This window comes from Kitasatospora sp. NPDC087861 (assembly GCF_044742585.1).
In the GTDB taxonomy this organism is placed as follows: domain Bacteria; phylum Actinomycetota; class Actinomycetes; order Streptomycetales; family Streptomycetaceae; genus Kitasatospora.
This window is the reverse complement of the sequence record NZ_JBIUUS010000003.1, coordinates 219,868-235,695: the sequence shown is the minus strand read 5'-3', so window position 1 is coordinate 235,695 and position 15,828 is coordinate 219,868. Positions and strand designations below refer to the sequence as shown.

At 70.3% G+C, this 15,828-nt stretch carries 14 protein-coding genes; 8 read left to right on the top strand and 6 right to left on the bottom strand.

From position 1 onward, the window contains the following. Positions 1–55 precede the first annotated feature (55 nt). From ACIOJE_RS06080 to ACIOJE_RS06050, 7 genes are all read left to right on the top strand, one after another. The gene (locus ACIOJE_RS06080) at positions 56–1,348 is read left to right on the top strand and encodes an extracellular solute-binding protein (RefSeq protein ID WP_400773641.1); all 1,293 of its coding nucleotides are present in this window, start codon (positions 56–58) and stop codon (positions 1,346–1,348) included. A gap of 121 nt (positions 1,349–1,469) precedes the next feature. Next, positions 1,470–2,498: a carbohydrate ABC transporter permease gene (locus ACIOJE_RS06075; protein ID WP_400773639.1), complete on the top strand. Its 1,029-nt coding sequence runs from the start codon at positions 1,470–1,472 to the stop codon at positions 2,496–2,498. Then, entirely contained in the window at positions 2,495–3,322 is an 828-nt protein-coding gene (locus tag ACIOJE_RS06070) for a carbohydrate ABC transporter permease (RefSeq protein ID WP_280676170.1), read from the top strand. Before ACIOJE_RS06075 ends, ACIOJE_RS06070 begins: the two co-directional genes overlap by 4 nt. Before the next feature lie 6 nt (positions 3,323–3,328). Beyond that, complete coding sequence (locus ACIOJE_RS06065; RefSeq protein WP_280676168.1) at positions 3,329–4,882, top strand: glycoside hydrolase family 3 protein; 1,554 nt, start codon at positions 3,329–3,331, stop codon at positions 4,880–4,882. A gap of 432 nt (positions 4,883–5,314) precedes the next feature. Beyond that, a complete protein-coding gene (locus ACIOJE_RS06060; protein ID WP_280676166.1) occupies positions 5,315–6,610 on the top strand; it encodes an extracellular solute-binding protein in 1,296 nt (431 codons plus the stop codon). Positions 6,611–6,802: 192 nt separating this feature from the next. Further along, the gene (locus ACIOJE_RS06055) at positions 6,803–7,861 is read left to right on the top strand and encodes an SIS domain-containing protein (RefSeq protein ID WP_400773637.1); all 1,059 of its coding nucleotides are present in this window, start codon (positions 6,803–6,805) and stop codon (positions 7,859–7,861) included. A gap of 494 nt (positions 7,862–8,355) precedes the next feature. Further along, positions 8,356–9,876, top strand: coding sequence for a PAS domain-containing sensor histidine kinase (locus tag ACIOJE_RS06050; protein ID WP_280676162.1), 1,521 nt, complete (start codon positions 8,356–8,358; stop codon positions 9,874–9,876). A gap of 449 nt (positions 9,877–10,325) precedes the next feature. On the opposite strand, the gene ACIOJE_RS06045 is transcribed toward ACIOJE_RS06050, so the two are convergent. Together ACIOJE_RS06045 and ACIOJE_RS06040 are read right to left on the bottom strand one after the other, a co-directional pair. After that, complete coding sequence (locus ACIOJE_RS06045; protein WP_014138019.1) at positions 10,326–10,577, bottom strand: WhiB family transcriptional regulator; 252 nt, start codon at positions 10,575–10,577, stop codon at positions 10,326–10,328. Positions 10,578–10,946: 369 nt separating this feature from the next. Continuing rightward, entirely contained in the window at positions 10,947–11,918 is a 972-nt protein-coding gene (locus ACIOJE_RS06040; RefSeq protein WP_400773634.1) for a diacylglycerol/lipid kinase family protein, read from the bottom strand. 50 nt (positions 11,919–11,968) lie between these two features. Between ACIOJE_RS06040 and ACIOJE_RS06035 the strand changes: the two genes are divergently transcribed. Continuing rightward, positions 11,969–12,397: a hypothetical protein gene (locus ACIOJE_RS06035; protein ID WP_400773631.1), complete on the top strand. Its 429-nt coding sequence runs from the start codon at positions 11,969–11,971 to the stop codon at positions 12,395–12,397. A gap of 47 nt (positions 12,398–12,444) precedes the next feature. Here ACIOJE_RS06035 and ACIOJE_RS06030 read toward each other — a convergent pair whose 3' ends face one another. From ACIOJE_RS06030 to ACIOJE_RS06015, 4 genes are all read right to left on the bottom strand, one after another. Then, positions 12,445–13,323 (bottom strand): RNA polymerase sigma factor SigF, encoded by an 879-nt coding sequence (locus ACIOJE_RS06030; RefSeq protein ID WP_400773934.1) that lies wholly within the window; start codon positions 13,321–13,323, stop codon positions 12,445–12,447. A 275-nt stretch (positions 13,324–13,598) separates the two neighbouring features. Then, positions 13,599–14,009 carry an anti-sigma regulatory factor gene (locus ACIOJE_RS06025; protein WP_280676153.1) on the bottom strand — a complete coding sequence of 137 codons (411 nt, stop codon included), beginning with the start codon at positions 14,007–14,009 and terminating at the stop codon, positions 13,599–13,601. Positions 14,010–14,259: 250 nt separating this feature from the next. Next, positions 14,260–14,736 (bottom strand): GNAT family N-acetyltransferase, encoded by a 477-nt coding sequence (locus ACIOJE_RS06020; RefSeq protein ID WP_280676151.1) that lies wholly within the window; start codon positions 14,734–14,736, stop codon positions 14,260–14,262. 86 nt (positions 14,737–14,822) lie between these two features. Continuing rightward, on the bottom strand, positions 14,823–15,818 hold the full coding sequence (locus tag ACIOJE_RS06015) for an ABC transporter substrate-binding protein (RefSeq protein WP_280676149.1): 996 nt from the start codon (positions 15,816–15,818) through the stop codon (positions 14,823–14,825). Positions 15,819–15,828: the final 10 nt, after the last annotated feature.

The window sequence follows — 15,828 nt, the reverse complement described above, 5'->3', positions numbered from 1 at the left end:
GGGTCTGCCGCTGCCGCCCGACGGGGGTAACCCAGGCATCCCTCAGGAGGATGGCGTGAAGCGTCAGCTCATCGCGGCGGTCGGCGTCGCAGCAATGGTCGTCGGCCTGGCGGCTTGTGGCTCCGACGGCAAGAAGGACGACAACGCCGGTTCGGGCTCGTCGTCCGCGGCGGGCGCCAAGAACTACAGCGGCAAGACGCTGAAGGTGTGGCTGATGAGCGGCTCCGCCCCGAAGGGCTGGACCGACGCGGTCAAGACCGAGTTCGAGACCACCTACCCGGGTTCGAAGGTCGACTTCCAGATCCAGGAGTGGGGCGGCATCGGCGCGAAGGTCACCGCCGCGCTGTCCGAGGGCTCGGTCGACGTCGTGGAGGTCGGCAACACCCAGACCGCCGGCTACGCGGCCTCGGGCGGCCTGCTCGACATCACCAAGGACAAGGCCAACCTGGGCGGGGCCGACTGGGCCGCCAACCAGAACGAGTCCGCGATCCTGGACGGCAAGCAGTACGCCGCCCCGTGGTGGGTCTCCAACCGCGTCGTCGCCTACAACAAGGACCTGTGGACCAAGGCCGGCCTGACCGACGCGCCGAAGACCCTGGACGAGTTCTACGCCGACCTGGAGAAGCTGAAGACCACCGACGGCGTCGCCGACCCGATCTACCTGCCGGGTCAGGAGTGGTACACCTACTTCGGCCTGCTCACCGGCGAGGGCGGCAAGATCGCCAAGAAGGACGGCGACAAGTGGGTCGGCGGCCTGTCCTCGCCCGAGGCGCAGAAGGCCTTCGAGACCTACAAGAAGCTGCAGGGCTACTCGGTCACCGGCCCGAAGGACAAGGACGAGGCCACCCCGCAGCAGAAGGACGTCTTCGGCAAGGGCAACGTCGGCGCCATGATCGGCCTCGGCTGGGAGCTGCCCGACGAGAAGACCATGCCCAAGGACAAGATCGGCTTCTTCCCGCTCCCGGGCAAGACCGCCGACAAGCCCTCCGGCGTCTTCCTCGGCGGCTCGAACCTGGCGATCGCCTCGCAGGGCAAGAACACCGACATGGCGAAGGACTTCCTGAAGGTCGCCCTCAACGACAAGAACGAGGGTCTGGTCGCCGCCGCGGGCAACATCCCGAACAAGGCCGCGCTGAACAGCCAGCTCACCGGTGACTTCGCGAAGGCCGCCCAGTCGGCCGCCGCGGTCGGCGGGATCACCCCGAACACCCCGAACTGGGCCAGCGTCGAGGACAACCCGAACCCGGTCAAGGACTTCCTGACCGCGGTCCTGCAGGGTGGCGACTACGCGGCCACGGCCAAGAAGTACGACGACGAGATCGCGAAGCGGCTCAACCAGAAGCAGTAGGCACCGAGCGGCGGGGGGGGGGGGCGCCCCCCCCCCCGCGGGGCGCCCCCCCCCCCCCCCGGGGGGGGGGGGGGGGCGCCACGCCTGTCCGTCGTGGTCGGGTTGTGAGGAAGTGAGAACGATGGCTGTGCATTCAGAGCGGGTGCAGACACAGTCCCCGGAGTCAGGGAAGGCTGTTGTGGCCAGCATTGAGACGCGTGCCGCGGGCGGCGGTGCCAAGGGCTCCGCCCCGAAGGGCACCAGATCCGCGGACGGCCCCGGCCTGGGCTCCCGTCTCGCCCCGTACCTGCTGCTGCTGCCGGCCACCGTGGCGACCATCGCCCTGCTGGGCTGGCCGCTGGTGAAGACCGTCCTGCTGTCGTTCCAGAACCTCAACAAGCGCCAGCTGGTCCTGCACCTGACCGAGTGGAACGGCTTCGACAACTACAAGGAGCAGCTGACCGACCCGGAGTTCTGGTCGGTCACCGGGCGCACCGTCGTCTTCACCCTGGTCAACGTGGTGCTGATCATGGTCGGCGGCACCCTGATCGGCCTGCTGCTCAACCACCTCGGCAAGAAGATGCGCCTGGTGCTGTCGATCGGGCTGCTGATGGCCTGGGCCATGCCGGTGGTCGCCGCGACCACCGTCTACAGCTGGCTGTTCGACCAGCAGTGGGGTGTCGTCAACTGGGTCCTGGACCAGCTGGGTTGGCACTCGATGGCCGACTACAACTGGATGAGCGACCAGTACTCGACCTTCTTCGTCGTCATCCTGCTGATCGTCTGGCAGTCGGTGCCGTTCGTGGCGTTCAACATGTACGCCGGCCTGACCACCATCCCCAGGGAGCTCTACGAGGCCGCCCGGATGGACGGCGCCGGCTCCTTCAAGATCTTCGGCTCGGTGATCTTCCCCAGCCTGAAGCCGTTCTTCCTGGCCACGACCTTCCTGGAGATCATCTGGGTCTTCAAGGCCTTCACCCAGGTGTACGCGATCAACGCCGGCGGTCCCGAGAAGCTGACCCGCACCCTGCCCGTGCACGCCTTCCTCGAAGGCTCGTCCGGCCAGCACTACGGCGTCGGCTCCGCGATCGCGGTGCTCACCATCCTGATGCTGGGCGCGCTGATGGCGTACTACTTCCGCATCATGATCAAGCAGGAGGACGAGCTGTGAGGCGCTCTCTCTTCGGACGTACCTGGCCGAACGTGATCGCGGTCGTCCTCTTCGTCTTCTTCATCTTCCCCGTCTACTGGATGGTCGCGACTGCCTTCAAGCAGAACAACGACATCATCAGCAAGACGCCGGTCTTCATCCCGTTCAACGGCACCTTCGAGCACTTCACCACCGCGGTGAACGCGCCGAACTTCTGGACGTACGTCACCAACAGCCTCATCGCCACCGTCGGTGCGGTGCTGGCCTCGCTGGTGATCGCGACCCTGGCGGCCTTCGCCATCGCCCGGATGAAGTTCCGCGGCCGCAAGTCCTTCGTGCTGGTCGTCATGATCGCGCAGATGGCGCCGTGGGAGGTCATGACCATCGCGGTCTACATCATCTCCCGCGACAACGGCATGCTGAACAGCCTGGTGCCGCTGACCTTCTTCTACATGATGATGGTCCTGCCCTTCACCATCTGGACGCTGCGCAGCTTCATCGCCGCCGTGCCGAAGGAGCTGGAGGAGTCGGCCATGGTGGACGGCTGCACCCGCACCCAGGCCTTCGTGAAGGTGATCTTCCCGCTGCTGGCCCCCGGTCTGATGTCGACCTCGCTGTTCGGCTTCATCACCGCGTGGAACGAGTTCCCGCTCGTCCTGATCCTCAACAAGGAGGAGGGCAAGACCCTCCCGCTCTGGCTGTCCTCCTTCAAGACCGCCTTCGGCAACGACTGGGGCGCCACCATGGCGGCGTCCACGATGTTCGCCATCCCCGTGCTGATCCTGTTCGTCTTCCTGCAGCGCAAGGCGGTCGGTGGACTGACCGACGGCGCCGTGAAGGGCTGAGTCATCGTGAGCATCCTCGTTCCCACCGTGCCGGACAGCGACCAGCTGCACCGCGACGCCCTGACCGTTCTGCAGCCCGGCTTCGTCGGCACCAAGGTGCCGCAGTGGCTGCGCCGCCACCTCGCCGCCGGGCTCGGCTCGGTCGCGCTGTTCGACCGCAACGTGGTCGACCTCGACCAACTCGCCACGCTCACCAGGGCGCTGCGCGAGGAGAACCCCGACCTCCTGATCGCGATCGACGAGGAGAGCGGGGACGTCACCCGGCTGGAGGCGGGCTCCGGCTCGTCCTGGCCCGGCAACCTCGCGCTCGGCGCGATCGACGACCCGGCGCTGACCCGGGACGTCGCCCGCGAGCTGGGCCGGGCGCTGGCCGCGGCCGGCGTCAACTACAACTGGGCGCCCACCGCGGACGTCAACTCCAACCCGCGCAACCCGGTGATCGGCGTCCGCTCCTTCGGCGCCGACCCGGAGCTGTGCGCCCGGCACACCGCCGCCTGGGTGGAGGGTCTGCAGTCGGCCGGCGTGGCCGCCTGCTCCAAGCACTTCCCCGGCCACGGCGACACCGCGGTCGACTCGCACCACGGCCTGCCGGTCATCGACGTGGACCTGGACGTGCTGCGGGCCCGCGACCTGATCCCGTTCCAGGCGGCGATCGCGGCCGGCACCAAGGCCGTGATGACCGCCCACATCATGATCCCGGCGCTCGACCCGAAGCTGCCGGCCACCCTCAGCCCCACCGTGCTGCGCGACCTGCTGCGCGCCGCCCCGGCCGACGGCGGCCTCGGCTACCAGGGCCTGATCGTCAGCGACGCGATCGAGATGGGCGCCATCGCCGACACCTTCGGGATGGGCGAGGGCACCGTACTGGCCCTGGCGGCCGGCGCGGACGCGATCTGCGTCGGCGGCGGGCTGGCCGACGAGGAGACCGTGCTGATGCTGCGCGACGCCATCGTGGCGGGCGTGCGGGCCGGCCGGCTCTCCGAGGAGCGGCTGGCGGACGCCGCCGACCGGGTCCGCGCGCTCGGCAGCTGGGGCCGGATCTCGGCCCAGGGCGAGCGGCCGGAGCCGGACCTCGCGGTCGGCCTGCGGGCCGCCCGCCGGGCGCTGAAGGTGGTCCGGGCGCCGGGCCACGAGCCGTTGCCGGTGTCCGAGCGCCCGTTCGTGGCCTCGTTCTCGGACGAGCCGAACATCGCCGTCGGCGACGTCACCCCGTGGGGCGTGGCCGGCATGCTGGCCGACCGCTTCCCCGGCACCCGCACCCGCGCGGTCTCGGCGGCCGAGGCCACCCCCGAGCTGCTGGACGCGCTGGTCGCCGGGCTGGTGGCCGCCGCCGAGGGACGTCGCCTGGTGCTGGTGGTCCGCGACGCGCACCGGCACGCCTGGATGTCCGCCGCGCTGGGCCGCCTGGTGGCGGCCCGCCCGGACGCCGCGGTGGTCGAGATGGGGCTGCCGCAGTCCGAGCCGGTCGGCGCGCTCTACATCGCCACCCACGGCGCCGCCCGGGTCTGCGGGCTGGCGGCCGTGGAGGTGCTCACCGGGCAGCCGGGAGCGATCGGCTGAGTCGAGGGGGGAACGTCACCGGCGGTGTCCGGAGGGCGTTGGCCGATGGGCCCGTCATGCGCATGCCGCATGGCGGGCCCGTCCCGTTTTCCCCGCGTTGACCTGCGAGTTCACCATGTGACCGTGCTCCCTCAAGTGAGCCTTAAATCCACCTTAAGTTCCACTGAGGGTGATGGAACGGCAACGGTTGGCCACGGGGTACAACGGCTCTGCAACGGCCTTGGTGACGAGGGCTTTTGGCCGTTGACACCACCATTGGTCTAGGCCAGAGTCCAGTCATCCGGTTCGAACTTCAACCTCACCGGATGTGGTATCGGCCCTCCCCGAAGCTCTTCGCCCCTGCCCGGACTCTCCGCTGCGGGCGCCATCACGCTGCCGGCGGGCAACACGGCTCTAGCACCCTCGGAGGATGGCGTGAAGAAGCGTCAGCTCATGTCGACGTTCGGAATCACAGCCCTGGCGGTCGGACTGACGGCCTGTTCCTCGGCCGGCACATCGTCGACGGACGGCAGGAGCCCCGCCGCCGATCCGAAGGCCGCGACCGGCACCGTCACCGTCTGGCTGATGGACGACGCCCAGAAGAACTGGCCCGACCTGGTGCAGCAGGTCAACGACCAGTTCGCCGCGAAGTACCCGAACGTCACCCTCAGGCTCTCGTACCAGGGCTGGGCCGACAAGGTGACCAAGCTCGACAAGGCCATCGCCGAGGGCGGCGCCCCCGACGTGGTCGAGCTGGGCAACACCGAGACCATGAAGTACGTGCTCTCCGGCGCGCTGGCTCCGGTCGACCGGACCAGCTTCGACAACTCCGACAGCTGGATCAAGGCGCTCGCCAACACCTGTACGTACCAGGACAAGCTCTGGTGCGTGCCCTACTACGCCGGCGCCCGGGTCGCCATCTACAACTCCGCCGGCTTCCAACAGGCCACCGGCAGCGCGGAGTTCCCCAAGACCGAAGCCGACCTGCTGACGGCCCTGGACAAGGTCGCCGACAAGAACAAGGCCGACAAGAGCTTCTCCCCGCTCTACCTGCCCGGCCCGTACTGGTACGCCGCGATGAGCTACGTGGCCGCGTACGGCGGCAGCATCGCCAAGTTCGACAGCTCCGGCAACTGGCACGGAACCCTGCACGACGCCAAGTCCCAGCAGGGCGTCAGCCACTTCATCGACCTGGTCCGCAAGTACAACAAGGGCGACCTGGCGGTGAACGAGCAGAACCAGTTCGAGTCGATGGCCCGGGGGCACGCCGCGTCCTTCTACGGCAACGGCTACGAGGCGGCCAGCGTGACCGCGCCGGTCACCGGCGACCCGGGACTCAAGGACGCCGTCAAGGTGGCCACCATGCCCGGCCCGGACGGCAAGCCGCTGCCCACCTTCATCGGCGGCTCCGACCTCGCCGTCACCGCCAAGTCCGCGCAGGTCGCGCTGGCCACCGACTGGGTGCGGATGTTCACCGGCACCAAGTCCCAGCAGGCGCTGGCCGACAAGGACATCCTGCCGAACAACCTCACCCAGCTGAACCCGCTGAAGAGCAAGCCGAGCACCTCCGCCGCGGCCAACGCGGTGCCGGACGCCTGGTTCACCCCGCTGGCGCCCGGCTGGGGCGCGATCGAGAAGCAGAAGATCCTGCCCGACATGCTGAGCGCCATCCTCAAGGGCAAGTCGGTGGACCAGGCCACCAAGGAGGCCGACGCCGCGATCGACCAGCTGATCAACACCCCGTCCTGACCGTCCGTCCCGTCCCCGGGCGCCGCCGCCGAGCGCCCGGGCCGGGGCGGTTCGGGTGTGCCCGCCCGGGGCGTCCACCGTAGGATTGCGGCAGGAAACCACCGCAGCGAGTGTGCGGACTCGCCGCCGTAGAGGTCCCCGCCGGGCAACTGCCCGGTCGGGGTCGAACCATCTCATCGGAGGCACATCCTGATGTCCGACCCGCAGACTGTTTCCGTCCCCGGCCGGATCATGGCGGCGGAGATGGCCGAGCAGCCGGCCGTCCTCCAGCGCATCCTCGACGAGGGCGCTCCGAAGATCCGCGAGATCGCAGCCGAGATCGCCGCCCGCAACCCTCGCTTCGTCCTGCTGACCGCGCGCGGCACGTCCGACAACGCGGCGCTGTACGCCAAGTACCTGATCGAGATCCTGCTCGGCAAGCCCGCCGGCCTGACCTCGATGTCCACCACCACCGCCTACGGCGCCAAGCCGGACCTCACCGACGTGCTGGTGATCACCGTCAGCCAGTCCGGCGGCTCGCCGGACCTGGTGGCCTCCACCAAGGCCGCCCGCGAGGCCGGTGCCATCACCCTCGCCGTCACCAACAACGCGGCCTCGCCGCTGGCCGAGGTCTCCGAGTACCACATCGACGTGCTGGCCGGCCCGGAGAAGGCGCTGCCCGCCACCAAGACCTACACCGCCGAGCTGCTGGCGCTCTACCTGCTGGTCGAGGGCCTGCGGGGCGGCGACGGGTCGGCGGCCAAGGAGCTGCCGGGCCTGGCCGCCGGCGTCCTGTCCCGCCATGCCGAGGTGAGGGCGCTGGCCGAGCGCTACCGCTTCGCCCAGCGCCTGGTCATCACCTCGCGCGGCTACGGCTACCCGACCGCCCGCGAGGCGGCGCTGAAGCTCATGGAGACCACCTACATCCCGGCCTCCCCGTTCTCCGGCGCCGACCTGCTGCACGGCCCGCTGGCCATGGTGGACAACGTCTCGCCGGTCATCGCGATCGTCCCGGACGGCAAGGGCGGCGAGGCCCTGCAGCCGGTGCTGGACCGCCTGCGCGGCCGCGGCGCGGACCTGGTCGTGGTCGGCCAGCAGCCGCAGGTGGACGCCGCCTCGGCCGGCTTCGCGCTGCCGGCCGGCGTGCCCGAGGAGGTCCAGCCGATCCTGGAGATCCTGCCGCTGCAGCTGCTGGCCTACGAGGTCACCATCGCCCGCGGTCAGGACCCGGACGCCCCGCGCGCCCTGGCCAAGGTCACCGAGACGCACTGACGTACGGCGCCACGAGCCGGGCCCCCGTCCACAGCCTGTGGACGGGGGCCCGACTCGTTGAGCGGCGGAACATGGCTTCGGTGGGGGCGCCCCGTGGTGCTTCGTGGTGCCCCGTGGTGCTTCGTCGTGCTTCCCGGCCGCGAACGGAACCGGCCCCGGAAAGCACTACGGGCCACGGCGCCGACACGGGACCCTCAACCCATGCGGCACCGTAGCCCGGAGCTGTCGTCGGGCACCGGAGTCGAGCGAGAACTGTGCGGGGTCCTCGTTCGGCGGCGTCCGACCGAGGAAAGGCCTCGCGCGGTCAGGGCAGTTGCGCGGTGGGCCTCTCCTTGGTGCCCTTTCATTGTGGACTAGACCAATCTGGGTTGTCCAGGCCGCTCCAAAAATTGGTCTGGACAACTTCGCCCGCACGGTCCCGTCGCAGGCCCGGAGCATGATCCGCCCGCCGGTCCGCCGCGCCCCGCGCGGACCGGCGGCGCTACCCTCGCCATGTGCCCTCGCTGAACGAACTCGTCCGCCGCCACACCACCCTCACCGGGGCCGACGTGGAATGGCTCCACATGCTGGTCTCGGAGTGGCAGCTCCTCTCCGACCTCTCCTTCGCCGACCTCGTCCTGTGGATCCCCACCTGGGACGGCATCCGCTACGTCTCGGTGGCGCAGATGCGGCCCAACACCGGCCCCACCTCCTACCAGGACGACATGGTCGGCCACCTCGTCCCGCGCGGGCGCCGCCCGCTGCTGGACGCCGCCTTCGACGAGGGGCGGATCGTGCGCGAGGGCGACCCGGAGTGGCGTGAGGAGGTGCCCGTCCGGGTCGAGTCCATCCCGGTCCGGCGCGAGGGCAAGGTGCTCGGGGTGATCGCCCGCAACACCAACCTGCTGACCGTCCGCACCCCCAGCCGGCTGGAGCTCACCTACCTGCAGAGCGCCTCCGACCTGGCCCAGATGATCGCCGCCGGCAGCTTCCCGTTCCCCGGCGTCGAGCAGATCGACATGGACGCCGCCCCCCGGGTCGGCGACGGCCTGATCCGGCTCGACGCGGACGGCATCGTCACCTACGCCAGCCCCAACGCGCTCTCCGCCTACCACCGCCTCGGCCTCACCACCGACCTGGTCGGCAGCCACCTCGGCCGCGCCACCGCCGACCTCGTCCCGCCCTCCCGGGCGGCCGTGCACGAGGCGCTGGTGAAGCTGGCGAGCGGCTGGGCGCCGCGGCAGACCGAGGTCGAGGTCCAGGGGGGAGTGGTGACCCTGCGGGCGATCCCGCTCAAGCCCAAGGGCACGCTGACCGGTTCGCTGGTGCTCTGCCGGGACGTCACCGAGCTGCGCCGCCGCGACCGCGAGCTGATGACCAAGGACGCCACCATCCGGGAGATCCACCACCGGGTGAAGAACAACCTGCAGACCGTCGCGGCGCTGCTGCGGCTGCAGTCCCGCCGGATGGAGTCGGAGGCCGGCCGGGCCGCGCTGGACGAGGCGGTGCGCCGGGTCGGCTCGATCGCGATCGTGCACGAGACGCTCTCCCAGGCGCTGGACGAGCAGGTGGCCTTCGACGAGATCGCCGACCGGGTGCTGGCGATGGTGATGGAGCTGTCCCAGGACGGTCGGGTGGCGACCCGCCGCAGCGGCAGCTTCGGCATCCTGTCCGCCGAGGTCGCCACCCCGCTGTCGATGGTGCTGACCGAGCTGCTGCAGAACGCGCTGGAGCACGCCTTCGGCCCGACCGCCTCCGGGAACCTGGAGGTCAGCGCGCTGCGCGGGCGGGCGCCGGCGACCGGGATGGGCTGGTCGGACAGCTGGAACGGCGGCGCCCGCCCGGAGGAGTACCTGCTGATCACGGTGCAGGACGACGGCCGCGGCATGCCCGAGGGGTTCGACCCGCAGACGGCGGGCAACCTCGGCCTGCAGATCGTCCGCACGCTGGCCACCGGGGAGTTGGGCGGCACCTTCGACATGGTGGCCGGCCCGGACGGCGGCACCAAGGTGATCCTGGAGATCCCGGTCCGCTGACGCCGACGGCTCTGCGGACCGGTGCACCGGTGCGGATCGGTGCATCGAGGAGCGCGGTGGGGGCGTGCGCGCGGCGAAGGCGCCGGGCGCCCGCCGTGCGAGCCCCGCGCACGGCCGGTCCGCTGGGGCGCGGACACAAAAACGAGGCCCTGTCGACCGGGGGGGGGGTGGGTCGACAGGGCCTCTCAACCCGTTCCGGCCGTCGGGGGGAGTCGGCCGGAACGGGGGCTCTAGGTGGTGCGACACCTCGCCGGTGCGTTGCACACGGTGAGCGCCACAGCTCCACAATATTGCTCTAAGTGAACAGTATCAAGTGGCTGGACGGTCCGGTGTCGCGGGACCTCGCCAGGCAAGGCCCTTTGTGCGGAAGGCTTCACCAGGAAGTGCAGGGAAGCCTTTGATCATGTGTTGATCGGTGCTGCGGTTACTGCTGGTACTACGGCGTGTGATCAGGCGGTGCGGGCGCGGTTGCGGGCGGCACGGCGCTTCATCGCGCGACGCTCGTCCTCGCTCATGCCGCCCCAGACGCCGGCGTCCTGGCCGGTCTCGAGAGCCCACTGCAGGCACTGCTCCATGACCGGACAGCGGCGGCACACGGCCTTGGCTTCCTCGATCTGCAGCAGAGCAGGACCGGTGTTCCCGATCGGGAAGAACAGCTCCGGGTCCTCTTCGCGGCAGACAGCGCGGTGGCGCCAGTCCATGGTCGTCCAACTCCTCCTGCCGGCGGGGGTCACCCGATCGGCATAATCGATGGCTTGTGAATGTGAACGCTTTCACGAATCCCGCAACAGCAAAAGAGACCAAAGGCCCACCGGGCCCGGGTGGTCTGTGCTGGGGAGGGATTCGGCAATTCGAGGGACGCTCCGCGGTCGGCACCCGTCAGGATCTGAGGTTGCCGTCGCTGCGATGCGTCCCGATCGCCATGTAGAGGTTCGCAAACCTCGGGCCCGGATACAACCCCCTTCAGGGAGGAATTTTTGATTCTTCGGTGTCGCCTAGCTCACAGCCAGTACTTCTATGGAGTGAAGGGGGCTTGTGCGTTCGAGAAGAAGGGTGAAACCCCCTTCCGGTCACACAATCACACGCAGTGCCCGCCGTACGCCTGTGAAACTGACGCGACTCCTGTCTCCAAGGTGATCCCCGTCAACCTGGAACGGGGCGGGTTCCTCTGAAACCAAGGTGAAGTGTCTGACGTCGTGATAGGTGACGACGTGCTTGCCGGACGGGCCGGCCGGCGGGGCGCCGTCGCTCGAAGACGTGTACGACCGCAGGATCTGACGGATCGTTCGAGCCGTGCCGAACGCCGTCATCCGAGTGATGCCGAAGACGTCGAGATCGGTGTCGAAGGAGGCGAGCGGCGAGGGGTACACCGGACGGTTGCCGAGGAACGTCCACGGCGAGGTGTTGCTGACTATGGTCAGCGCCAGGCCCGGCAGGTCCTGGTGGCCCGGTAGTTCCAGGGTCACCGGGCCGGAACGGCGTTGCTCACGCTGGGTGACGTAGTGCCGCAGCGCCTGCCCCACGTAGAGGGCGTGGGTGGACTTGCGCCCCGCCCGGCGCTGCTCCTCGACCCGGCCGACCACCCCGGCGTCGAAGCCGAGGCCGGCGGTGAAGGTGAACCAGCGGTCCGGCAGCCCCTCGGTCATCGCCTTGCCCAGGCCGACCGGCCGCTCGCGCCCGTGCTCCAGCGCGTCCAGCAGGGCGCCGGTGGCCTCCACCGGGTCGTTGGGCAGGCCGAGCGCGCGGGCGAACACATTGGTCGAACCGCCCGGCACCACGGCCAGTCGCGGGACCTTCTCGCCCGGGCCGTGCGCCAGCAGCCCGTTCACCACCTCGTTGACGGTGCCGTCACCGCCGAGCGCGACCACCAGGTCGACCGTGCCGTCCTCGGAGGCCGCGCGGGCCAGGTCACGCGCGTGGCCCCGGTACTGCGTCTCGGCCACGTCCAACTTGAGGTCGCTGCGCAGCGCGTGGATCAGCACGTCCCTGGTGCGGCCACTGGTGGTGGTGGCGTTGTGGTTCACGACCAGGAGAGCGCGCATGGGGAAAGCCTACGGGTCGGTACGGACCAACCGGCGGCTACCCTGCTGGAGTGACCGCAGAATCCTCCGCACCCGTACCCACGGCGGCCCCGGCCCGCCCCCTGCCGCTGACCGTGGGCGCCGCCATCACCGCCCTGGAGGGCGCCGCGCTGGCCGTCGTCGGCGTCTGGGACATGGTGTCCGCGCTGTCCGGCCAGTCCAAGCAACTCGCCCTGAACGAGTTCGGTGGCGTGGTCATCGTGCTGCTCGGCGTACTGCCGGTGCTGGCCGCCCGCGCGCTGCTCAAGGAGCGCCGTTGGGGCCGCAGCCCGGCCGTGCTCACCAACTCGATCTGCCTGCCGATCGGGTACTACATGCTGGAGAGCGGCGGTGCGATGGTCGGCGTCGGCGTGCTGGTCGGCCTGCTCGGGCTGGTGGGCATCGGCTCGCTGCTGAGCCCGAAGTCGACGGCGGCCCTGTACGCTCCGCGCGAGGGCTGAGCACACAGGGCCGCCGGGACCGGCCGCCGGTTCGGCGGCCGTCGGTCCTACTCCTCCACGAGGAGCTTCTCCCGCAGCTGGGCCAGGGTCCTGGCCAGCAGGCGGGACACGTGCATCTGGGAGATCCCCACCTCGGCGGCGATCTGCGACTGGGTCATGTTCCGGAAGAACCGCAGCACCAGGATCTTCTGCTCCCGGGGCGGCAGTTGGGCCAGCAGCGGCTTGAGCGACTCGCGGTACTCGACGCCCTCCAGCGCCTCGTCGGTGGCGCCCAGGGTGTCCGCCACGGCCGGCGACTCGTCGTCGCTGTCCGGCACGTCCAGGGACAGCGTGGAGTACGCGTTGGCGGACTCCAGGCCCTCCAGGACGTCCTCCTCGGAGATGCCCAGGTGCTCGGCGAGCTCGTGCACCGTGGGGGAGCGCCCGTGCCGCTGGGAGAGCTCGCTGGTCGCCGTGGTGAGCGACAGCCGCAGCTCCTGGAGCCGGCGCGGCACCCGGACCGCCCAGCCCTTGTCGCGGAAGTGCCGTTTGATCTCGCCGACGATGGTCGGCGTGGCGTAGGTGGAGAACTCGACCCCGCGCTCGTGGTCGAAGCGGTCCACCGACTTGATCAGGCCGATGGTGGCGACCTGGGTCAGGTCGTCCAGCGGCTCGCCCCGGTTGCGGAACCGCCGGGCCAGGTGCTCGACCAGCGGGATGTGCATCCGCACCAGCTGGTTGCGCAGCTCGACGCGCTCCGGGGAGCCCTCGGGCAGCACGGACAGCCGGACGAACAGTGCGCGGGCCGCCTCCCGGTCCGGGGCGCCCGAGCGGTGCGGGGCCTGGGTGGGCACCGCGCCGCGCAGGTCCCCGGTCCCGTCCGCCGGATCGGGCGGGGGCGGGGAGGCGGGCGACGGATCAGACGTCGGCTCGGTCGGGTGGCTCATCCGGTGGGCGTCCTTCGGGTGCGCTTCGTCGTTGGCGGCGAGGCCAGGGACGCTCGCCTGGGTCGGTACGGCAGGTCCCGCCGTCGCGAGGCCGGTACGGTCCAGATCACTCACGGCCATTCCCCCGTTCCGTTCCGGGAGCACCGGGGCCTCGGGGCCCCGGCATCGTCTCGTTGGTCGTACCGCGTGGGGGCGGTACCGGGCGCCGTCCGCCCGGCCCCGGATCGGGTGCCGGGCGGACGGCCCTTGTGCGGTGCTGCTGTTCGACGTCCCGCCTAGTGGGCGGAGGGGCCGCCGCGCTTCTTGTGCAGGCTGATCGACACGGTCTTGTCCTCGGCGACCGAGGAGTCGACCTCGCCGGCCAGTGCGGAGAGCACCGTCCAGGCGAAGGTGTCCCGTTCGGGCGCCTTGCCGTCGGTGGTCGGGGCGGCGACGGTCACCTTCAGCGAGTCGCCGACCAGCCGGAACTCGCAGGACAGGACGGAGCCGGGCACCGCCTGCTGGAGCAGGATGGCGCAGGCTTCGTCCACCGCGATCCGCAGGTCCTCGATCTCGTCGAGGGTGAAGTCGAGCCGCGCCGCCAGGCCGGCTGTCGCTGTTCGCAGGACCGAGAGGTAGGCCCCTGCCGCGGGCAGCCGGACCTCCACGAAGTCCTGCACTCCGGGCTCGCCGTTGATCTGGGACACCCTCACCTCCTGGGTGACGCGCTGTGCTTCCGGGCCGGTGGCCGCGGCACTGTCTGTTGCTTGGCTCAACTGCTTCGCCCCAACTGTCCAGAGGGGTGGTGCGGTACGTACCGGTCATACCCTTCGCAGGGCGACCGGACGCCGCGTATCCGCCTGAGACCTTACCGCTTTCCGCACGCCGGCCAGGGCTCGGGAGTCACTCATGGTAAGCCATCGCGACGCAGGGTGGCAGGGGTTCAAGGCGGTCCGTTCAGCGGCCGCCGGCGGCGGCGAGGGCCTCGCCGGTGAGCCGGTAGACGCTCCAACCGTCCATCGGCACCGCGCCGAGGGACTTGTAGAAGTTGATCGAGGGCACGTTCCAGTCAAGCACCGACCACTCCATCCGGGAGTAGCCGCGTTCGACGGCGATCCGCGCCAGTTCCAGCAGCAGCGCCTTGCCGTGGCCGCCGCCGCGGGCCTGCGGGCGGACGTACAGGTCCTCCAGGTAGATCCCGTGGGTGCCGCGCCAGGTCGAGAAGTTGAGGAACCAGATCGCGAAACCGACCGGTTCGCCCGTGGTGTCGTCCTCGGCGATCAGGCCGAACACCGCCGGGGCGGCGCCGAACAGGGCGTCGCGCAACTGTTCCTCGGTGGCCACGGCCTCGTGCGGGGCCTTCTCGTAGTCCGCGAGCTCGCGGATCAGGGCGTGGATGACGGGAACGTCGGTCACGACGGCGGTGCGGATCATGCTGCGAGCCTACTGCGCGGGCCCCGTCCCGGCCCAGGACCGGACGGGGTCCGTTCGGCGATCCGCCTGCCCGGGCGGCGGACCGGTCAGCGGGCGGGGACGGTGCCCAGGTAGGCGGCCAGCGCGGAGATCGCGGCCGGGTTGCGCGGGCTCTCCACCAGGTCGACGTAGTCCAGCACGAAGATCCGGTCGTTCCTGATCGCGGAGACGCCGGCCAGCGGCGGGAAGGACGTGAGGAAGTTCCGCTTGGCCTCGGCGCCGGTCTCGCCGTAGTCGTTGATCACGATCACCTCGGGGTCGCGCTGGACGACGCTCTCCCAGCCGGTGGTGACCCAGGAGTCCGCCAGATCGCCCATGACGTTGGTGCCGCCGGCCTTGGTGATGATCTCGTCGGCCGCGGCGAACCTGCCCGCGGTGTACGGCTTGTCCTGCCCGCTGTCGTACAGGAACACGGAGGGCCGGCGCCCGGGCTGCGGGACGGCGGCGACCTGCGCCTTGAAGTCGGCGATCAGCTTGTCGGCCCGGTCCCGGACGTCGAAGACCTCGCCGAGGTTGGCCAGGTCGGTGTAGAGCGCGTCCAGCGGGGACATCACGCCGCGCTCGGTGCCCTTGCCGCTGCGGCAGGACTCGCTGAGCACGTACGAGGCGATGCCGAGGTCCTTGAGCGCCTGCGGGGTGAAGCCGCTGCCCTCGTCGAAGCCGTAGTGCCAGCCGGCGAAGACCAGGTCGGCCTTGGCGCCCAGCACGATCTCCTTGGTGATCTGCTTCCTGGAGAGCCAACCGGTCTGCCGGTAGCCGTCCTTCCAGGCGACCTGGTCGACCTTGCCCTTGTCGTCGGGCATCACGTAGCCGGCCATCCGGTCGGCGAGGCCGAGGGCGAGCATCAGCTCGGTGATGCCGACGTCGTTGGTCACCGTCCGGGCGGGCTTCTGCGGGAAGGTGAGCTTGGTGCCGCAGTTCTCCACGGTCACCGGGTAGTGGGCGGAGGCGGCGGTGGAGTCGGCGCTCGGGGCGATCTCGGCGCCGCAGGCGGTGAGTCCGAGGGCGAGCAGGGCGGTGGCGGCAACGGCCTTGGTGCGCACGGGCCTTCTT